Origin of the sequence: Commensalibacter sp. W6292M3 (assembly GCF_016101315.1) — a bacterium.
Taxonomy (GTDB): Bacteria; Pseudomonadota; Alphaproteobacteria; order Acetobacterales; family Acetobacteraceae; genus Commensalibacter; species Commensalibacter melissae.
The window spans coordinates 1,194,577-1,212,921 of record NZ_JACFQT010000001.1; the positions used below are offsets into that span (position 1 = coordinate 1,194,577).

Consider the following 18,345-nt stretch of genomic DNA (forward strand, 5'->3'; position numbering starts at 1 on the left):
GAATCAACGCTTCCAATTAATTCCTAATGAGAATTTTGTCCTAAATTAATAATCAAAACTCCTATAATTATAAATAATATTCCCATAATTGAAGTCATAGTTAATTTTTGTTGGTAAATCACCCATCCAATCATGCAAATTCCTACTGTTCCCACCCCAGACCAAATTGCATAGGCTATTCCAACAGGAATGATCCTTAATGCGATCGATAATGAATAAAATGATATGGCATATCCTATCAGGGAAACAATCGTAAATCCCAAATTTGTAAAACCATTTGATGCTTTTAAACTGCTTGTCGCAATAATTTCAATACAGATAGCCATTGTTAAATATAAATAAGGCATTAACAATCAAACCATTTCAACATATAATAAACTAGAATTTTTAAAGGAGGAAGATTATGGGTATTTTTGGCACTATGATTATTATTGACATTATCATTGGCCTGTTGATTTTATTTATATTGAAAATTATCGGCTCCACATTAAAAACCAAAAAAACAGTTGAAGAACGAATTTCCCAAGATACAAATGAATTCAATCAATTTTAATATTATTTTTCGTGAATATCAAATTGAATAGATGTATGATTATTAATAACCTTACCAATAATTGGGGTTATTGTTACTTTTATATTTGCTTTTTTATATTCTTTCGCAATTTTAAACATTGATTGCATTATTTTTGTTTCATTTACATTACTTCTTTGATGAAGTGGAATAACATGTAATAATTTTTCAGAACTTATTTTTTTATTTCCGGTTAATAAAATTGAATCTATAACAGGATTGTCGTTATCTGATTTGTCAGGGTAAGATACAATTGAAGAAATAGTTTTTATAAAGGTTTTCTGATGCTCAACCAAAGCCGAAACACTTGTTGCTGGTAAAATAAAACTGAAACCTATAATAAACAAATAATAAAATTTATTGCGTATTCTATATATATTTTGCATAATCTTTCTCATTCCTTTAGCTAAAATCATTTATTTCAATATTTCATCAAAATAATCAGATATTTAAATCCACCCCCGCAATTCTTCATTAATCAAGCCCTCAAGCATATCAATTCCTATTTCCTCATCGTTTAGACAGGGAATATAAATGAATTTTTTACCTCCTTCTTTTAAAAATAAAGCTTTATATTGATGACCGATTTCTTCAATTGTCTCAAGACAATCTGTTATAAAACCAGGCGCCATAACCGCTATATTTCTTACACCTTCCGTGACAAGTTTTTTAATAACATCAGTGATATTAGGTTCTAGCCACTTGCCGGGCCCAAAACGAGACTGATAAACCAACGGCATATACCGCTCATCTTTATTCATCATTTTTCGCAATGCCGTGGCGGTCTTTTGACATTCCTGTTCATAGGGATCCCCTCTATCGACATAGGTTTGCGGCAGACCATGAAAAGATAAAATTATACGTTCGGGTTGTTCGGATAATGAGTTTAAGGTCGTTTCAATTTGTTTATATAAAGCTTGAATATAAACCGGATGATCCGCAAACGAAAACATCGTGCGTATTGCAGGTTGTTTGCGATATTTCTGCAAAATTCTAAATAGCTTATCATTGACACTTGCCGTGGTTGTCGCACTGTATTGCGGGTATAAGGGCAAGAGAAATAAATGATAAAATTGTTTTTTTAAGAAATGACTGATTTTTTGCTCAATGGATGGTTTTCCATATGACATTGCCCAATCAATTAATACAGGTTTGTTCTTGAACCGTGATTGCAATTTTTGAATTTGACGTTCTGTAATCACACTTAATGGACTTTTATTTTCTTGGTTATCCCAAATCATTCGATAAGGTTTTACAATCCGGAATGGTCGAACTGTTAGAATGATCCCCTGTAAAATAGGTTGCCAAATCAAAGGATTCATTTCTATAACACGTCGATCCGAGAGAAACTCTGATAAATAACGTCGTATTGCGCCATAAGACGCTGCTTCCGGTGTTCCCAGATTAACCAATAAAATCCCAATTTTTTTCGGGCTTACGACAGTTTGCATATTTAAAACCACCTGTATTTATCTATCAATCAAAGCCCAGTTGAACAAGTTTTTTCATCAATGAAGAAAATGGAAGAAATTGTATGTCATCGAAACTATACCATAACTCATCTCGATCTCTAAACGATAAATCAATTTTTTCTATTCTTTTATAAAGTCTTAATTTAAGCACAAAATGTGTAAAAACATGTTTAATGCAACCTTTGTCCTCAAATAATCCTTTCACCCCAACGCTTTCTTTTGCATTATCCAGTGATATTGGCTTCAAATCCCATTGAGTGCCTGGCAATTCCAAGGTTCCACCCAGCAATCCCTTTGCCGGACGTTTCCTAAATAAAATCCTGCCTTCCCGATCCTGAATAAAAAAAGCAATTCCATATCTTACAGGTCTTGAAGATTTTACAACCTTTCTTGGTAATGTTTCAGCTATTCCCTTTTTATATCCCAAACATTGTCTAGACAAAGGGCATGATAAACAGGAAGGTTTTTTTGGTTTGCAAACTGTTGCTCCCACATCAAATAACGCTTGGGAAAAATCACCGGCTCTTTGTTTAGCTATAAGATCATCATTTAAATGACCAGCTTTTTCATCAAAATATTTTTTTGCTTTTGGCAACTCTGCGTCGATAGTAAATAAACGTGCTGTCAGACGTTTGACATTACCATCAATTGGCACTACAGGAACATTATAGGCAATTGATGCTATCGCTGCCGCTGTGTAATTTCCAACACCTGATAAAGCCTTTAGTTCCTTGACCGTATCAGGAACTTCGCCATTTTTACGCATAATTTCCTGAGCACAACGGTGCAAATTCCTAGCTCGACTATAATATCCCAGTCCAGTCCATAGTGACATGACCGTATCACGATCTGCATTTGCCAGAATATTAATAGTTGGAAAATGTTCTATAAAACGGTAAAAATATGGAATAACCGTTGCAACTTGTGTTTGCTGAAGCATAATTTCACTTAACAGCACATAATAAGGATTTGGTTTTTCATCTTTTTTTGCTCGCCAAGGAAGATCTCGCCGATTATGATCATACCATTCTAATAATGACTGCGCACAAAAACCCTGTTTTGACATAAAATGACAAATATTCCCAAACAAAACCAAAAAAAACGCAATTTATCACAAACTTCAAAAGAACAGAATTCTCGACATCCTGACAGGCGCACCTTTACAATGAGTCAAATTGGCGGTACTGTTCATAGCCTTACGAAACAGGTTTTTCGCCAAAAATCCCTTGCCCACAGCCAGATCAGCATTAATTGGGTCGATATTATCGGCCCTATATACGGCAATAGAACATCTCCACGTCATCTAGCCAACGGGACGTTAACCATTGCATGTTCTAATACAACAGCAACCGAACTTCAATATTTTTCTGAACGTCTTATTGAAAAAATCAATCTTTATTTTGGCCAGAAAATTGTGGCTCGTTTAAAATTTGTTTACCAACGATACAACACTTACCCTTTGACAAAATCTATAAATCATTCATCTTTGGTGGAACCTGTAGAAATTCCGATATTACCGCCTGGTCCCCTTCAAAACGCACTGTCACGATTGGGGGGGCACATACAAATAAAAAAGAAAGGAAAAAATTGATCCATGTATAACCATCATCAAAAAATTATTGAAAAAGCAAAGGATAAATCCCCACCTTATTGTGCTGTATGTTATCCATGCGAAGCAACTGCTATCGAATCAGGGCTTGAAGCCTTTAAACTTGGTTTACTCACCCCAATTTTTGTTGGTCCCAAAAAACAAATCAAGCTTATCGCCGAACAATATAGATTGGATCTGAAAAACCATCAAATTATTGAGGCATCTTCAGAATCTGAGGCCGCCACACATAGTGTAAAATTAATTCGCGAGCAAAAAGCGCATTTATTGATGAAAGGCAGTCTGCATACGGACATTCTCTTGAAAGCTGTAATCAATAAAGAGACCGGTTTAAGAACAGGTAAACGCATTACCCATGTTTTCCTAATGGATGGTCCCAATTGGCATACCCCTTACATGATTACAGATGCCGCCATTAATATTGCACCGGATCTTGTCACTAAAATGCATATTATTCAAAATGCCATAGATCTGCATCATGCTTTAGGATATGGCGTTCCCAAGGTTGCAATTCTTTCAGCCGTAGAAATGGTAAATCCAGATATTAGTTCTACTCTTGAAGCCGCAGCCTTGTGCAAAATGGCAGATCGAAAACAAATTGTTAATGGTATTATTGATGGACCTCTTGCATTAGATAATGCCATCAGCCCTGAGGCAGCGGCGATGAAAGGTCTTGATACACCCGTAACTGGAAAGGCCCAAATTCTGGTTGTTCCCAATCTAGAGGCAGGAAACATTTTTTTCAAATCTCTATCATTCATTGGACAGGCAGACAGTGCTGGAATAGTACTAGGTGCGAAGGCCCCAATCATTTTAACCAGTCGTGCCAGCAGTTTGGATAGTCGTCTTGTTTCCTGTGCTATGGCAAAATTATCCTATCATCATAGTTTAACTCATTAATCAAAATTCCTAAGGCAGTTTTATCACTGCCTTCTAATATGACCCCTAATTCAAGATATATCTTAAGTATAGAAAATTTAGGCAGAAGATCCTTACTGATCAATCCGGTATTATGTATTCATTTGCATGTCAAATAATAATGATATTAAAACATTTATCAGTCGGACAAATCAACAATCATTTTCCGGAACAATTAATATAATACAAGCGATAAAAACTTACAGCAAGATTTGTCAACACAAAACTGCCTAAAAAATTATTATGAAAATCTTAAAAAATAATATATTTAAAAAATAATGGTTAACAATAAATCCTGAAATGAAACATAATACCGATTTTTTTTGGTCATTTCTACCTTAATAATTCACAAAATTTATCAAATCTTTCCAAAAAACTGGAACATGTTTGATATAATGGATGCAATTATACTTGATTTAACTGTTCACTAACCGACTTAATTATTTGAACCATTAGGATTTTTCAATAGAAACAAGAAAACAAATATGCTTGTTCCAAAGTGCCAATACCAATATCAAGACATTTCCCTTTTGGCTGGATGATAATTTTCTTACCATTTTTTTCCCAGAAATTTGTAACATTGATCATTGTCTTCTACACAAAGAGCCTTTATTTTCTGAAATGCAACAATGTGAAGTTATCTGCCTCTAGTTTAAAATTATTTTAAACACTATATGATTTTTTAAATTATACTATTACGGATTTTAACCGTAATAGTATATGAATTTCAAATTTTATACCAAATTTAATGATTATATAAATTTCATAAAAATTATCATCTATCTGGATTTAGCAGGTGATCCCCATTTGTTTCTTTCAAATTTGGTATTTTTCAACATCCATATTAGAAATAATATTGAACCAATCATGGGAACAAAACTTATTAGAAGCCACCAACCCGAATGATTTATATCATGCATACGTCGAACGGTTACTGCGAATGAGGGAATTATAAAAACAATGACTAGTAATGAACTTGTAATATTTGTCAATATGCTCATTGTATAGTCATCAAGATTTCCAACCATAAAACCAACAACCAGAAGTACAAAAACATTAATAAAAATAGTTAATAAAAACAAAATCAACATATAAAACCAATATTCTTTTCTTCTTGCCCTTCCAGAAAAATTAAAAAAATTTCTTAAGCATTTCCAGAACCATTGAAACATATTATAAGTTGACTCTGTTTGATATAATTCATGCATGTTTGGATCGAATTGATCACTATTTTGTTCATGACTTGAACCATTCTGACTATCAAGAGCAAAGAAAACTGATTTAGCTTGTCCTGAGGCATCAACCTCAAAATCTAGACGCTCCCCTTTGGTTGGAATACGATTTTCTTTCCATTCATTTCCAGAAAATTGGTAACGTTGACCATTATCTCCAACAATATAGCCTTTATTATCTTGCACTATATAATTTAGTAATTGACCCTGCATAATAATCTTTCTAAAATTTCGAACTTAAATAAATTTTATTATAATTTTGATATTATTTGACTTCCATGTTACTTTCAATATATTTAAAAAATTATTAAGATTATTGCCATTTATCAATAAGCTGCAAATGATGAAATTTGTACAGGATGCTTGATAACCTTTTTATTCCACAAAAAATCAAGAAATTGTTGATATTTTGCTTTATCATAGATAACTGGATCTGTCGGTAATAAATTTAAGGTCACATTCCAAGCGGTTTTATTTAAGGGCGTATTCAATTCAGGATGATCTTTAATTGTCTTGTTAAACACTTCTAGAGAATGGCTTTTCAAATATACATTCCCCTCTTTTAAGGCCTGCATGAAACGGATAATTCGTGAATCTTTTACAAGTTCAGGACGAGTTACAAAAATCATTTCATCATAAATTGGAACACCATAATCTTCTGGATTATAAATATTGAATTGATAATGCTTCTGTTCAAGATCAATCACTTCATAGTTCCGTGATGCACCGATAACTGCGTCAACTGCCCCAGTCATTAATGCTTGTTCTAGCTGAAAATTAACGTTGATGATCTGTACATCGGATAACTGAACGTTTGTCTTTTCCAACATTGTTTTCAAAATCGTATGATCATCCCCGGCAACGGAAACACCGATTTTTTTTCCTTTTAAATCTTGTAAGGTCTTGATATTCCGCGAGGTAATCAATGTATTTAAGGGCTGATTTAAAAGAGATCCAATTCGTATTAACGGAATATGATGGTCAATCATCATGCCCAATTGAATAGGATAGGAGATCGCAATATCTGCCTGTCCCGCAGCAACCAATCTTGGTGGTGTACCAGGATCAGCGGGAGAGATCATCTCAACCTGGAGATTGTAACGTTTGAAAGCTCCACTATATTGAGCAGCCAGCAAAGATTCATGACTTGCATTGAGAAACCAGTCCAAAATTACGGTGACTTTATCCTCTGCCTTTACCTGGGAAATGAAACACAAAATCGCAAAAAAGATAAATATTCTTGAAATTCTCATCACCATCCTGACTTTCATAAAGCGGACGTTAGCGTTAACATTGTGGCAAATCCTCCACCAATATTATAATAAGGTGATGAACCCTTGATTACAGTCCCATTTTTTCCAACCGTATTATGAGCATTCGATGTTGGAGTACCTATTCCTGACAGATGTTTTTGATCAGTTATATTTATAAAATTAAGCCTGATTTCTGGATATTTTGCAAAAGAAATAGAATCAAAACGGTATCCAAGTGCAAGATTGCCAGTTGCATAAGACCCCATTGCTTCATCATTCATGAAGGTGGCATATTGCTTGCCTACCATTTTCATATTTCCATTGGCAAAAAAATGACCATCATCATAGGTTAGCCCTATTGCAAACTGCCAGGATGGACTTCTTACCGCTTTTTTTCCTCTGGTAGGCAAATAATCTCCACGTGTTTTAAAATCATTATCCATGGTTGCATTTAAATACTCCCCTGATATATAGGGACTAAAATGATGCCAGGGTTTCAACCCTAATTCAGCATCTATTCCACGTGAGGTCTGTCCACCCGCATTAATTGAAGATCCTATCCAGGCATTGTTTTGTCGTAAAACTGTTTTGATCATGCGATTGGTATAATTATAGTTAAAAAATGTAACGGAACCAACCAATCGTGGACCATTATAGCGATAGCCAATCTCTTCCTCGATAGAATATTCTGTTTTCAAATGATTTGTCCCCTTCTTTGTCAATGTTCCAGAATTTGGATCATAGGTATCAAACAACGTTGATTGATGGGGAACAGAAAAATTTGTACTTGCGCTGACAAAAAGCTGGTGTTCCTTTGTAAATTGATAAACCATGCCAATTCTGGGCAATGGTTTGGCAACATTGTTACCGGTACGATATTGAGGTCCTGGAATGCGATTATATCCAGCCTGTGATAGCATAACTTGCTTAAATCCCACATCAATATGCAGTTTGTTATGAAGAAAATTCATGCGATCCCCGATAAATACCGCATTTACTTGCGTAATTATACTTGTATCCCTTGCATAAAGTGGTTGACCGTCTGGTAAACGGATCGTCTTGCCTTTCCCCCCCCACAAGTCCCATGGTTTGCCATTTTCTGATACTGGCGTAAAAGGTTCATTTATCAAGTTGTCTGAATAATCATACCAATATCCCAAGTATAAATGATGATGTTTTAATCTTAAATGTAATTCTGGAGTAAAACCTGAACGATAAGTTCGCTGGAACCAATCTCCCATAACCATTCCCTGACCGTTAACAGCCCCTGGAATGGAAACGCTCCCTTCCACAGGAAGCGTACCCTGCCATAATCCATGATCGGAAAGCATAGCTCCATATGGCGTATTTCCATAACCATATTGAAAATAGGGAGTTACTGTAAATTGCAATTTATCTGTCAGCGTGAATTGTCCGGGAGTTGCAAGATAAATTTGCTGAAAGGTTTGCTGATATAATTTCCAGTAATTACTATTGTCTATTCCATTATGATACCATGTGCCTGAATAATTATTACCGTTTTTTATCCCGTTCATTTTCCATTCATGCTTAGTGGGCGTATAATAGCTGCTCATCAAAGAGCGGTTCCAGTTACCAAGCAATGAAACCCGATTGTCACCCCCCCATTCTTTGGTAAATTTAAAATCAACATGTTGACGATGGTCATATCCGGCTCCACGCCAATTGTCCCCATCCGTATAAGAATAGGAAATAAAACCCTTAATACCCGTTTTGCCAATTTTTCCAGTATCCATACGGGCAAAAATCTTACCCGTATGATAAGAACCATATGAAAACTGGGTCATCCCACCCAGATGATCAGATGGTTCACGAAACTTGATGTTGACAATGCCACCGGCTGCATTAAAAACAGGACTGTCAAGATCGGGGCTTCCCTGACTTAAACCTACCGACTCAAGATTTTCCATATCAACAAACTGATTCAAATAGCCACCGCCATCGGACACATCATTTAAGGGCATTCCCTCTAGAACATATCCTATAGAATCAGAAGTCATTCCCCTTACCGTCATGTCCGTTTGCGTGGCAAGTCCGAAAGGGTCCGATCCCGACACATTTGCACCTGGCAATAGACTTATAAGATTGTAAACATTGGACGTGGGTGCCTGTTTATGAATAAAATCCGAAGAAACGGTACTAAGGGATCGAACGGAATCTTCTGGTCTAATCAATCCCCCACCAGCTTGTTTACCAATATATCCATTGGCAGAAGGATAACCTCGAAAAGTTCCCTTGACTATAATCTGCTCACCAGGATCAGACTGCATTTCCTTTCGCGTTATCGAATGAGTTTCTTGTTGAGATTGAGTGATATGAATATCTTTTGACTGAATAGAGGGAAGCCTCCCCAAAATAGGGATTAACAGTAAAAGATAACGTACAAAAGCAAATAAAATTGATCGCATTAAGTTCCTCCCTTCGCTGGCATGACCCAGATCAGGTTCTACGGGTTTATTCTCAGCCCCTAACGGACACCCCGGTGATTTATAACAAAATGATTTTTATCAATTTTTTAATTAATTACAAGTCTTTTATATGACACTATCCTCTTTTAGCAGGAAAGGATGAGTTACATCCAGAAAAGCCTTGTTTTTATCTAAGGAATCAGCAATGACAGTCAAACAAGATACGGCGGCAATAATCTCCATACGAAGGGCGAGATTTTTTTCACTTTTTTCACGCTCTCTCAATCTTTTTACAACCGCATGACAAACCGCGACTGTCCGACCATATTTACCGCTATATTTGGAGATACGTCTTAAAACAATTCTCAATAAGATCTTTATATCTTCAGTCACAACATCATGATCGATCATGGAGTGCAAACGAAGTATATTCAATCCGATCATCATCACTGCCACAGTACCCTGGCTATATGCATGAATCAATTTTGTATTGGACTCACCACTCAACTGTCGAACCATATTAACCAACAAAGCGGCTGTTTGAAAAAGCCATATCCGGGGACTTCTTTTATAAAAAGATACAGAAGCGAGTGCATGCATTTTTTTCAATAGCATTTGCCGTAAATGCAAACGGGTTTTAAGAGGACTATAGGGGTATATTATCCGGAAAGAAGCAATCGCGAAAAATATCCCCATTAGCAAAGCTAGGGAATTATTGAAAAATGTTGATTCATTCAACCTGACCTGGTTATCCAGCTGCAACATATAGGGTAAATATGCGGCATAGGAAGCGGATACAGGAAGCGTTTTCAAATTGGCAATTCCCAATCCACCCAACATTGTAGGAATAAAAAGTGCCATACAAAGAGATTCGAAATTTCCCAACGGTGGAATGAGATAAAGCGTCAAAATACTTCCTGCCAATAAAGCCCAAAATGTACCTTTAAACCATCCAAAAGTAACTTGTGCAGGATTTTCAAACAAACAGAAACGTGCACATCCCATTCCAGTCAGGGAGACCATGGTTCCCCCCATATTCCAGCCTGTCATATACCACATCAAACTGGCAGATATCATTGCGACAAAAGTTCGCAAACCATTTTTCCAAGCCAGATCAAAATTTAAAGGTGCAGAAACATGAAACTTAAAATGATCATTTTTAATAGGATGACTGCTTTTATGATATTCCTCTAAAGTAACTTCTATCTCACCCAGCAATTCACTTAACTTACGAAAAAGAATACGGTCGTTAAAAACAATTTCCCTCTGTTTTGCCCCCTTATCGGGAGTTTCAGTATCAATTTTCTTGTAAAAACTATCTGTAATATGCTGTCGACATTCCCATCTCAGTTTATTCAAATAAGATTGGTCCAAATTAAAATCATGATCATTTTCAATGGAATCTAAAATTCTTTTTAAACATTCCTGAACATTAGGAATGATACTAGCAAAGTCAGCTGTTACATTCTTGAAATGCTGCATTCGTATGGATAGACCCATACTTCGCGCCAAAACAGCTGTCACTGAAAATAAAGCCGCATGTGCATGATCCCCTGTATGATCATTACCATTCATTTCAATCTGCCTGAATTCAATTGAATTATCAAAACTTATAACCGAAGTCAGCAATTCCTGTGAATGCAAAACCATCTTTTCATCTTTTGACAGCATATTGACAACAGACTGAATCGTTTCACAGATTGCAAATTTAAGATTATTGTTTAATTGGGTCCGAGCATTTTTATCGATATTAACATCAAAAAAACGACCCACGAAACTATCACACCAAACCCCGAGAAGAATATAAGTGGTTCTGGCCATTGCCATCATAAATGTTCCATGTGGATCGTTTATGGAACTAAAGGCAATTATCGCACAGGTATAACCTGATAAAACCATGGCATACGCCTTGAAACTCTGCATGCATGTTCCACACCAAACACAAAGGGCGACAAACGAGGCAACTGTAATGTTAAATAACCATGGCTGTTGAGGAAAAACCGCAACAAAAACAACAGCGGCAATAGCTCCAAAAACGGTTCCAACACCACGCCAATATGCCTTTGATATCGTTTCCCCACGTGATGTGTTCCTTGCACAAACCCAAACTGTCATGGGAGCCCATTTTGGACTATCCAATTCCAGCCACAAAGCGATTGCCAATGCCAAAAAAGAAGCAATGGTAGTTCTAAGGGCAAAAATAAATGCTGACCAGCCTGGGGCATAAATCCAACGGTAATTTTCTAAGAAATTTTTTCTGGACCATGAATATTTTTTATACCACGGCACATTGGCGGATCCGATCACCTACTCACAAAAACCTTTTTATTTTTTAATCACATAAATATGATGACAGTTTCCAAACTATTCTTTTTTTTGAAAAATGAAAAGGGATTACTGGCAATTTGATAATGTTCAATAGCTACAACCGTAAGAAAGATCCGTTTTTATCCAAGGCATATGAAATAATTATTAGGGAAGAAATAGCGGCACTGATTTCTATACGGATTGCCAGATTTTTTTCATGACTTTCCCTTTCCCGAAACCGAGAAATGGCACGATGGGCAATCACAACAGTTCTTGCATGTGGACCATATTTGGCATGACGGCCATCAAATTTCGCAATACGTCTTAAAACAACTTTTAGAATATTTTTAATATCTTCCGTCATGATGTCATGGGCAGCCATCGCTCTCAACCGAATGATATTGACACCAATCAATGTCACGGCCATCGTTCCATGACGATAGGTTTGTACCAGTGTCGTATTTCGGTCCTCATCAAGCTGACGCATTAACACGACAAAAGCTTCAATTACATAACTAATCCACTCTCTAGGTAATGGAACAACAATAGCATTCGCCAAATGATGCATACCATGCAGCAATTTCTGTCTTAACTGAAACCTCAATTTACGAGGTTGGTAAGGAAAAACCAACCGATATGCGGTAAAGGCGAATAATCCACTCATGAAAATAGCCATTGAATCATTAAAAAAGGTTACTTCATCCATCCTACCAACATTAGTAAATCCAATCATATAACAGAAAAAAAACATGCATGCCGAAGCGATCGCAGCATATTTTGGCACCGCCATTGCTAACCCCCCGATCATGAACGGGATCAAAAGCACAAAATAGAGAACCTCTATACTCGTAATGATAGGCAAGAAAAGAAAATTATAAATAAATCCGCCAAATATAGCCCAACACGCCCCCTTGAACCAACCCTTACAGGCAAGCGAAGCATTCTCAAATATACAGAACCGTGCACATCCCATACATAAAAAGGCAAGAAAAAGCGGACCGTAGCTCCAACCAGTAATTTCCCAGGCAATACAACCAAATGTTATTGCCACAAAAGCCCTGATCGCATTTCTCCAAGCCCTTTTGAAATCATAACTATTTTTGACAATAAAACGAAAGTGGTCTTTCAAGGTCATATCTCGACTTTTAGCAAATTCTTTCAGAGTAACTTCTAATTCTGCCAAAATTTCACGTAAACCTTGATATAATATACGATCATTTAAAGTTTTTTCTGCATATTCATCATCCGAAATTTTTTTTTCTTTTAATACACGGTAAAAACTATCAGCAATACGTTGTCGGCATTCCCATCTTAGTGAATTCAAAGCTTTTAAGGATGCATCAATGGAAATACCCGACTTAAGATGATTTAGCAGTTCCTGCAAATAGATTTGTGTAAGGGGTAAAATACTTGAAAATTGTAAATTTTTCCCTTCTGTCTGTTTCATTAAAATGGATAAACCCGAAGCTTTGATAATCAAACTCAAAACTGAAGATAATACAGCCCTGGCATGATCCCCTGTATGACCTGTACCCTGCATCTCCTTTTCACGAAACTCAATATTATTATTTAATGAAATAACGGATGCCAAAAATTGATCTGATCGTTGAACCGCCCAATCATCTCCATTCATCATATTAATAACGGATTTAACAGCCTCTTCAATTGACAATTGTAAATCCTCTGTCAATTTTCTATGGGCCTGATGATGCAAATTGAGATCAAATAGGCGAGCGGTAAAATTTTCTGCGAGTATACCCAAAATAAAATAACTTCCCCGTGCCATTGCGAGCATGAAAACATTATTTAAATTATCAACGGCACCATATAAAACAATGGCACAACTATATCCTGCCATCACCATACCCAGAGCCCTGAAATTTCTTGTGCAACTGCCAATCCAGCAACAAAATGACACCCAAATGGCAACTGAAATTTCAAAAATAAAAGGCTGTTGTGGAAAACAGCCCGCAATAACCAATGCCATGATAATACCAATGACATTTCCGGTAATGATCCAATAAGCTTTGGAAAGGATTTCCCCACGGGAAGAATTCTGTGCTACAATCCATACGGCCATAATTGCCCAACGCGGACTATCCAATTCCATCCATAAAGCAATGACCAATACAATATAAGAGGCAATGATGGTTCTAAGCGCAAATATCAAGGCTGTTTTTTGTGGGGCAAATAACCAGCTAAATGACGGTAATGTAAAATCGCTAAGACGCATCTGAATGCCTGATCTTCAATATACAGCTTTAGAAAAGGGATATATCAGAGATCAGAACAAATAGCATCAATTAAATATTCATAAACGCCATGATAACATTTACTTGACTTTGTTATGATAGGAAAAAAACATCATGATTTAACTTTAAAAATATTCCCTCACCGATTAAAATTATAAATTCTCAAATTTTTATCAGAATAAACACTGGTTAAATCTGTATAAGGCATATAGCTCCAAACCGGATCATAACGTGTAACAATTATTGCATTACACTGAAACTGTTTAATCAAGGCCAGATCCTTATCATTGGCCTTACCGTTATAAAACTGTCTGATCGCATGATCCATCAATTCAACCTTTTCACCCCAGTTAGGCCCAAAAGTTTTGACATAGCTAATATTTTGAAAACAAAATTTTCTGTTAACCATTACAGGTGGCAATAGATTGCCACCCCATGGTTCAAAAGTCTCGTTTTGATGAATATTAATTAGTAATCTGTCCTGTTTATGGGTTTGGTGAGTTATTTTGTTTAATTCTTTTAAACTTGGTCTGGGTCTATAATAATCCGCACCGAATATCAACATTTTACTGAAATTTAATGGTTCAATAATACCAATTAGAGCAATAAATATAAAAATTGCTTTTTTGAAACTGGAACAATATTCATTGACATAAAAAGTGACAATCGTTGTTCCTGTCAAAACAAATAATAAAATTGCACGCCAACCCAAATCGTCATTATATATACTACTGTGAATGAATAAAGAAACAAAAATTGACCCTAAACAGATAAATAATATTACCCTAAAAGATGGATCAATCTTTATTCTTTTTAATAAAATCTCAAATATCAAACAATATAATCCAATTATTATTACCGGAAACCATAAAATCATTGCCCCAGTGAAAAAGAAAATAAAATCTATAAACTGTTTATAAACTGATGAATTATATATAAATATACGTATTGGAAAACCGGATTCCCTTACAGGGACGGTAATGACATTATACATAATCGGTAAAATGATTATAAAAGACCCCAGAACCAGCCATAACCAGTTAATTAACACATTTTTTTTATTTTTTTCCCCAACTATTTGTTCAACAAAAATCATTAATGATGTTACCGCAAATGTAAGCCCCCCAACCCATACCGAAAAGCTGAATCCGGCACCAACCAAAATAATAATTGAAAATAAAATTATTTTATTATTTAAATTTCTTGCGCCAATTAAAAATAAGGCCAGAATTGAACATGATGCAGCCAAGAGATGTTGTGGCACCCAAGCGGCTTGAACAATCCATGATTCTAGGGGATGAACATTTGATAGAATTTTAAAAAGTTTATAACCAGTCAATAAATCGACAAAAGGAACAATCGAACCAGAAAATAAAAAGAAACAAAATAAGTATTGACATTTTTTTTTATTAATAGATTTCGAAAATAATTCACTTAATAAATAGAAACAAGTAAATATAGAAATAAATGCAGAAATAAAAGCAAGAATAATATCGGCATTTAAACCTGAACAATGGAAAAATACAACAATATTTGCTGACAATAAATAAAAAAGATAATAATAATGAAATAATTCTCCTGAAGATGGATCAATACAGAAAGGATTTATTATAGGGAAGCCATCCCTAACAATTGAATTAACTAAGGCTATTTTTATATGGTCAAATAAAGGTGTAGAAATCCCAACATCAGATCCATTTATTTTGATAAAAACACCTGATACTGCTATAAATGACAAAATCAGAGGTAAAATAATAATCGGTTTGTCAGAAAAACCTTTTTTATAACACTCAATACTCGGTTTATTGATCCAAAACGTCAGACCCAGAGGAAATAAAAATATTATAGCGGCCTGAAATGTTCCAATATTAAATAAATTATTGATCCATAATGCAGTTATTCCCAAAATAGCGATACCAAAAGGGAAAGATAATTCAAAAGATCCGTATTTATTTACTTTTCTGGCAAATGGATATCCGACAACATAACTGTAAAACAGTAAAATTATGGTAATAATCATTAAAAATAAAAGATTGGAAACAATAAACATAAATTATACCATTCAAATAATTTTATTTATTCTATTCAATAATTAAAATTATTAATCATAACAGGGGCACATTAATTATCACTGTATGATAAATTGAAAAATGTAAGATTTTTTTCCAATGCATAATGTATTGGTATTAAACATGCAATTGCCGTACCGATTTCAAGTCTTTGTGCAAGGTTCTTTTCATGACTTTCCCTGTACTGTAAACGTCGAATAGCACTTTTAATGATCAAGACAGTCCTGACATGATGCCCTCCTTTAAAATGACTTATTCTTCTAATAACAACACGCAATTGATTTTTGACATCCTCAGGTAAAATGTCATGAATGATCATTTTTCTCATTTCAATAATATTAATCCCGATAACCATTACCGCCAATGCACCTTGATTATACCGTCTAATCAGTGTTAGCTCCTTAGCGGGGTCAAACTGCCTCATCAATGAAACAAACCAGTCCGTCGTTATCGCAAGCCATTTTCTTGCCGGAGGAATGGTCAATAATACTGGCAGGGTATGAATATCTTTTATCATTCTTTGACGAATTGATTTTCGCACCTGAATTGGTGAATATGGTGCGATATATCGGAATGAAAAAATAGCAATCGCTGCCACTGCCACAGTGGCAAAAGCCGTATTGAAAAAAGTCAGTTCGTTCATTTTATCCTGATTATCAACAACCAGCATCAATGATAAAAAGATTGTGAAACTCATCCCTATACCACGGGTTGGCAAATTATAAATCGCCAATCCCCCGATAAAAGCTGGAATGAAAAAAGCGATACAGAGCAACTCAATCGTATTTGCTGACGCAATTAAAGTAACATTCATAATACCACTGACAATCATGGCCAAAACTGTGCCTTTTAGAAAATCCAATGAAAATTTATAACTATTTTCAAAAAGGCATAGACGGCCACAAATCATACAGGAAAATCCGAGAGCATTTGTAAAATTAGGCCAGGCAGTAACTTCCCAAATCAGACAACACAAAATCACCACCAAAAAAACACGCAATCCATTCGACCAGGCCAATCTGAAATTAAGCAGTGGAGGCATTCTAAATGTAAAACGGTCATGCAGGGGAGGATTGTGAACCATTCTGTATTCCCTTAAAACCACTTCCAACTCGCCCAATAATTCACTTAAAGCCCGATATAAAATTCTTTGATGTAGAAAAGACTGTTTTTCAATAGATTCACGATCTGAATAGTTTAAAGCCGTATCATGAAAAATATGATTGGCAATAATCTGTCGACATTCCCAACGAAGATCGGCAAGCTTTTGCATATGCGCTCTAAAATCCATATTCTTATTTATAAATTGAATCAGAGATTGAACATAAGTATGAACTTGCGAAAAAATACTATGGAAGTCATTTCCTGCCTCTTTGAATTCCCGCATGTAAAGCACTAGATTCATCAATCTAGTCAAAACAATGACTACAGAAAACAAAGTGGCATGAACATGGTCAATCATATGATCGTTACCAGTCATTTCAGCTTTTCTGAATTCTAGGGTATTTCTTGTTGCAGCAATAGCAGAAAAGGTTTCCCTTACCCGGTAGACAGCCTGATAATCACCATTAAAAACATCCTTGATAACATTAAGGGCTCCTGTTATAGCCATTAACATATTCTTCTCAATATTAGATCGAGCCTGTTTCTCCTGGTTATAAGCAAAAATACGTTCAACTAAATCCTGACACAATACAGCTAAAATAATATAAGTGCCCCTGGACATTGCCAGCATAAACACATTTTCAGGATCAGAACTTGCTGTAAAAGCGATAATTGTACAGGTATATCCTGCCAATACAACGCTATAGGAACTGGAGCTACGGATTAGGCTTGCAAAAAAACAGCAGCCCCCTATCCAGCAAGCTAGACATATTTCAAATAAAAATGGTTGCTGAGGGAATGCGGCAACAATCAAAACCGAAACAACAACTCCGACTATGGTTCCCACAATACGCCATTTCGATTTGGTTATCGTCTCTCCCCGAGAGGTTTGAGAAATAATCCATACTGTCATAACAGCCCATTTGGGGCTGTCCATTTCCATCCATAAGGAAATTGCCAAAGCAAGAAAAGAAGCAATGATTGTTCGCAATGAGAAAAAAATGGCTTCTTTTTTAGGAGCGTATAACCATTTAAAAGATTGTATATTTGGTAAAAAAACGTTGAATTTAAACCAATTCAACTTTAAACGAATATTCTCCATCCATACAACCTTGTTCTTTAGCCCTTTAGT

General features: G+C 35.6%; 14 protein-coding genes and 1 riboswitch. Of the genes, 3 read left to right on the top strand and 11 right to left on the bottom strand.

What is annotated here, in order from left to right; translation table 11 throughout:
• Nucleotides 1-23: 23 nt before the first annotated feature.
• Nucleotides 24-347, bottom strand: a complete 324-nt coding sequence (locus tag H3T57_RS05325) for a multidrug efflux SMR transporter (protein WP_110438663.1) — start codon at nt 345-347, stop codon at nt 24-26.
• Nucleotides 348-403: 56 nt separating this feature from the next.
• On the opposite strand from H3T57_RS05325, the gene H3T57_RS05330 reads away from it, so the two are divergent.
• Entirely contained in the window at nt 404-553 is a 150-nt protein-coding gene (locus H3T57_RS05330) for a hypothetical protein (RefSeq protein ID WP_155565110.1), read from the top strand.
• A gap of 2 nt (nt 554-555) precedes the next feature.
• Here the strand turns inward: H3T57_RS05330 and H3T57_RS05335 are convergent, their stop codons facing one another.
• The 3 genes from H3T57_RS05335 to mutY are packed head-to-tail and all read right to left on the bottom strand — an operon-like array spanning nt 556 to nt 3,109.
• Nucleotides 556-987 (bottom strand): POTRA domain-containing protein, encoded by a 432-nt coding sequence (locus H3T57_RS05335; protein WP_198193419.1) that lies wholly within the window; start codon nt 985-987, stop codon nt 556-558.
• A gap of 33 nt (nt 988-1,020) precedes the next feature.
• A complete protein-coding gene (hemH, locus tag H3T57_RS05340; protein WP_155565108.1) occupies nt 1,021-2,022 on the bottom strand; it encodes a ferrochelatase in 1,002 nt (333 codons plus the stop codon).
• Between the two features lie 25 nt (nt 2,023-2,047).
• Nucleotides 2,048-3,109, bottom strand: a complete 1,062-nt coding sequence (gene mutY, locus H3T57_RS05345; protein WP_198193420.1) for an A/G-specific adenine glycosylase — start codon at nt 3,107-3,109, stop codon at nt 2,048-2,050.
• 3 nt (nt 3,110-3,112) lie between these two features.
• Here mutY and H3T57_RS05350 point away from each other — a divergent pair, with 3 nt between their 5' ends.
• A complete protein-coding gene (locus H3T57_RS05350) occupies nt 3,113-3,634 on the top strand; it encodes a DUF721 domain-containing protein (protein WP_198193421.1) in 522 nt (173 codons plus the stop codon).
• A gap of 3 nt (nt 3,635-3,637) precedes the next feature.
• Entirely contained in the window at nt 3,638-4,552 is a 915-nt protein-coding gene (locus H3T57_RS05355) for a bifunctional enoyl-CoA hydratase/phosphate acetyltransferase (protein ID WP_198193422.1), read from the top strand.
• A gap of 797 nt (nt 4,553-5,349) precedes the next feature.
• On the opposite strand, the gene H3T57_RS05360 is transcribed toward H3T57_RS05355, so the two are convergent.
• From H3T57_RS05360 to H3T57_RS05390, 7 genes are all read right to left on the bottom strand, one after another.
• A complete protein-coding gene (locus H3T57_RS05360) occupies nt 5,350-6,015 on the bottom strand; it encodes a DUF805 domain-containing protein (protein ID WP_155580134.1) in 666 nt (221 codons plus the stop codon).
• Nucleotides 6,016-6,128: 113 nt separating this feature from the next.
• On the bottom strand, nt 6,129-7,055 hold the full coding sequence (locus H3T57_RS05365) for an ABC transporter substrate-binding protein (protein ID WP_230873028.1): 927 nt from the start codon (nt 7,053-7,055) through the stop codon (nt 6,129-6,131).
• A 14-nt stretch (nt 7,056-7,069) separates the two neighbouring features.
• Nucleotides 7,070-9,481: a TonB-dependent receptor gene (locus tag H3T57_RS05370; protein WP_198193423.1), complete on the bottom strand. Its 2,412-nt coding sequence runs from the start codon at nt 9,479-9,481 to the stop codon at nt 7,070-7,072.
• Nucleotides 9,473-9,565: riboswitch (TPP riboswitch) on the bottom strand. Its footprint overlaps the gene before it by 9 nt.
• Nucleotides 9,566-9,607: 42 nt before the next feature.
• Nucleotides 9,608-11,788, bottom strand: coding sequence for an FUSC family protein (locus tag H3T57_RS05375; protein WP_155566495.1), 2,181 nt, complete (start codon nt 11,786-11,788; stop codon nt 9,608-9,610).
• Nucleotides 11,789-11,903: 115 nt separating this feature from the next.
• The gene (locus H3T57_RS05380; RefSeq protein ID WP_198193424.1) at nt 11,904-14,021 is read right to left on the bottom strand and encodes an FUSC family protein; all 2,118 of its coding nucleotides are present in this window, start codon (nt 14,019-14,021) and stop codon (nt 11,904-11,906) included.
• A gap of 158 nt (nt 14,022-14,179) precedes the next feature.
• A complete protein-coding gene (locus tag H3T57_RS05385) occupies nt 14,180-16,090 on the bottom strand; it encodes a hypothetical protein (RefSeq protein WP_198193425.1) in 1,911 nt (636 codons plus the stop codon).
• Nucleotides 16,091-16,161: 71 nt separating this feature from the next.
• Complete coding sequence (locus H3T57_RS05390) at nt 16,162-18,315, bottom strand: FUSC family protein (RefSeq protein WP_198193426.1); 2,154 nt, start codon at nt 18,313-18,315, stop codon at nt 16,162-16,164.
• Between the last annotated feature and the right edge of the window lie 30 nt (nt 18,316-18,345).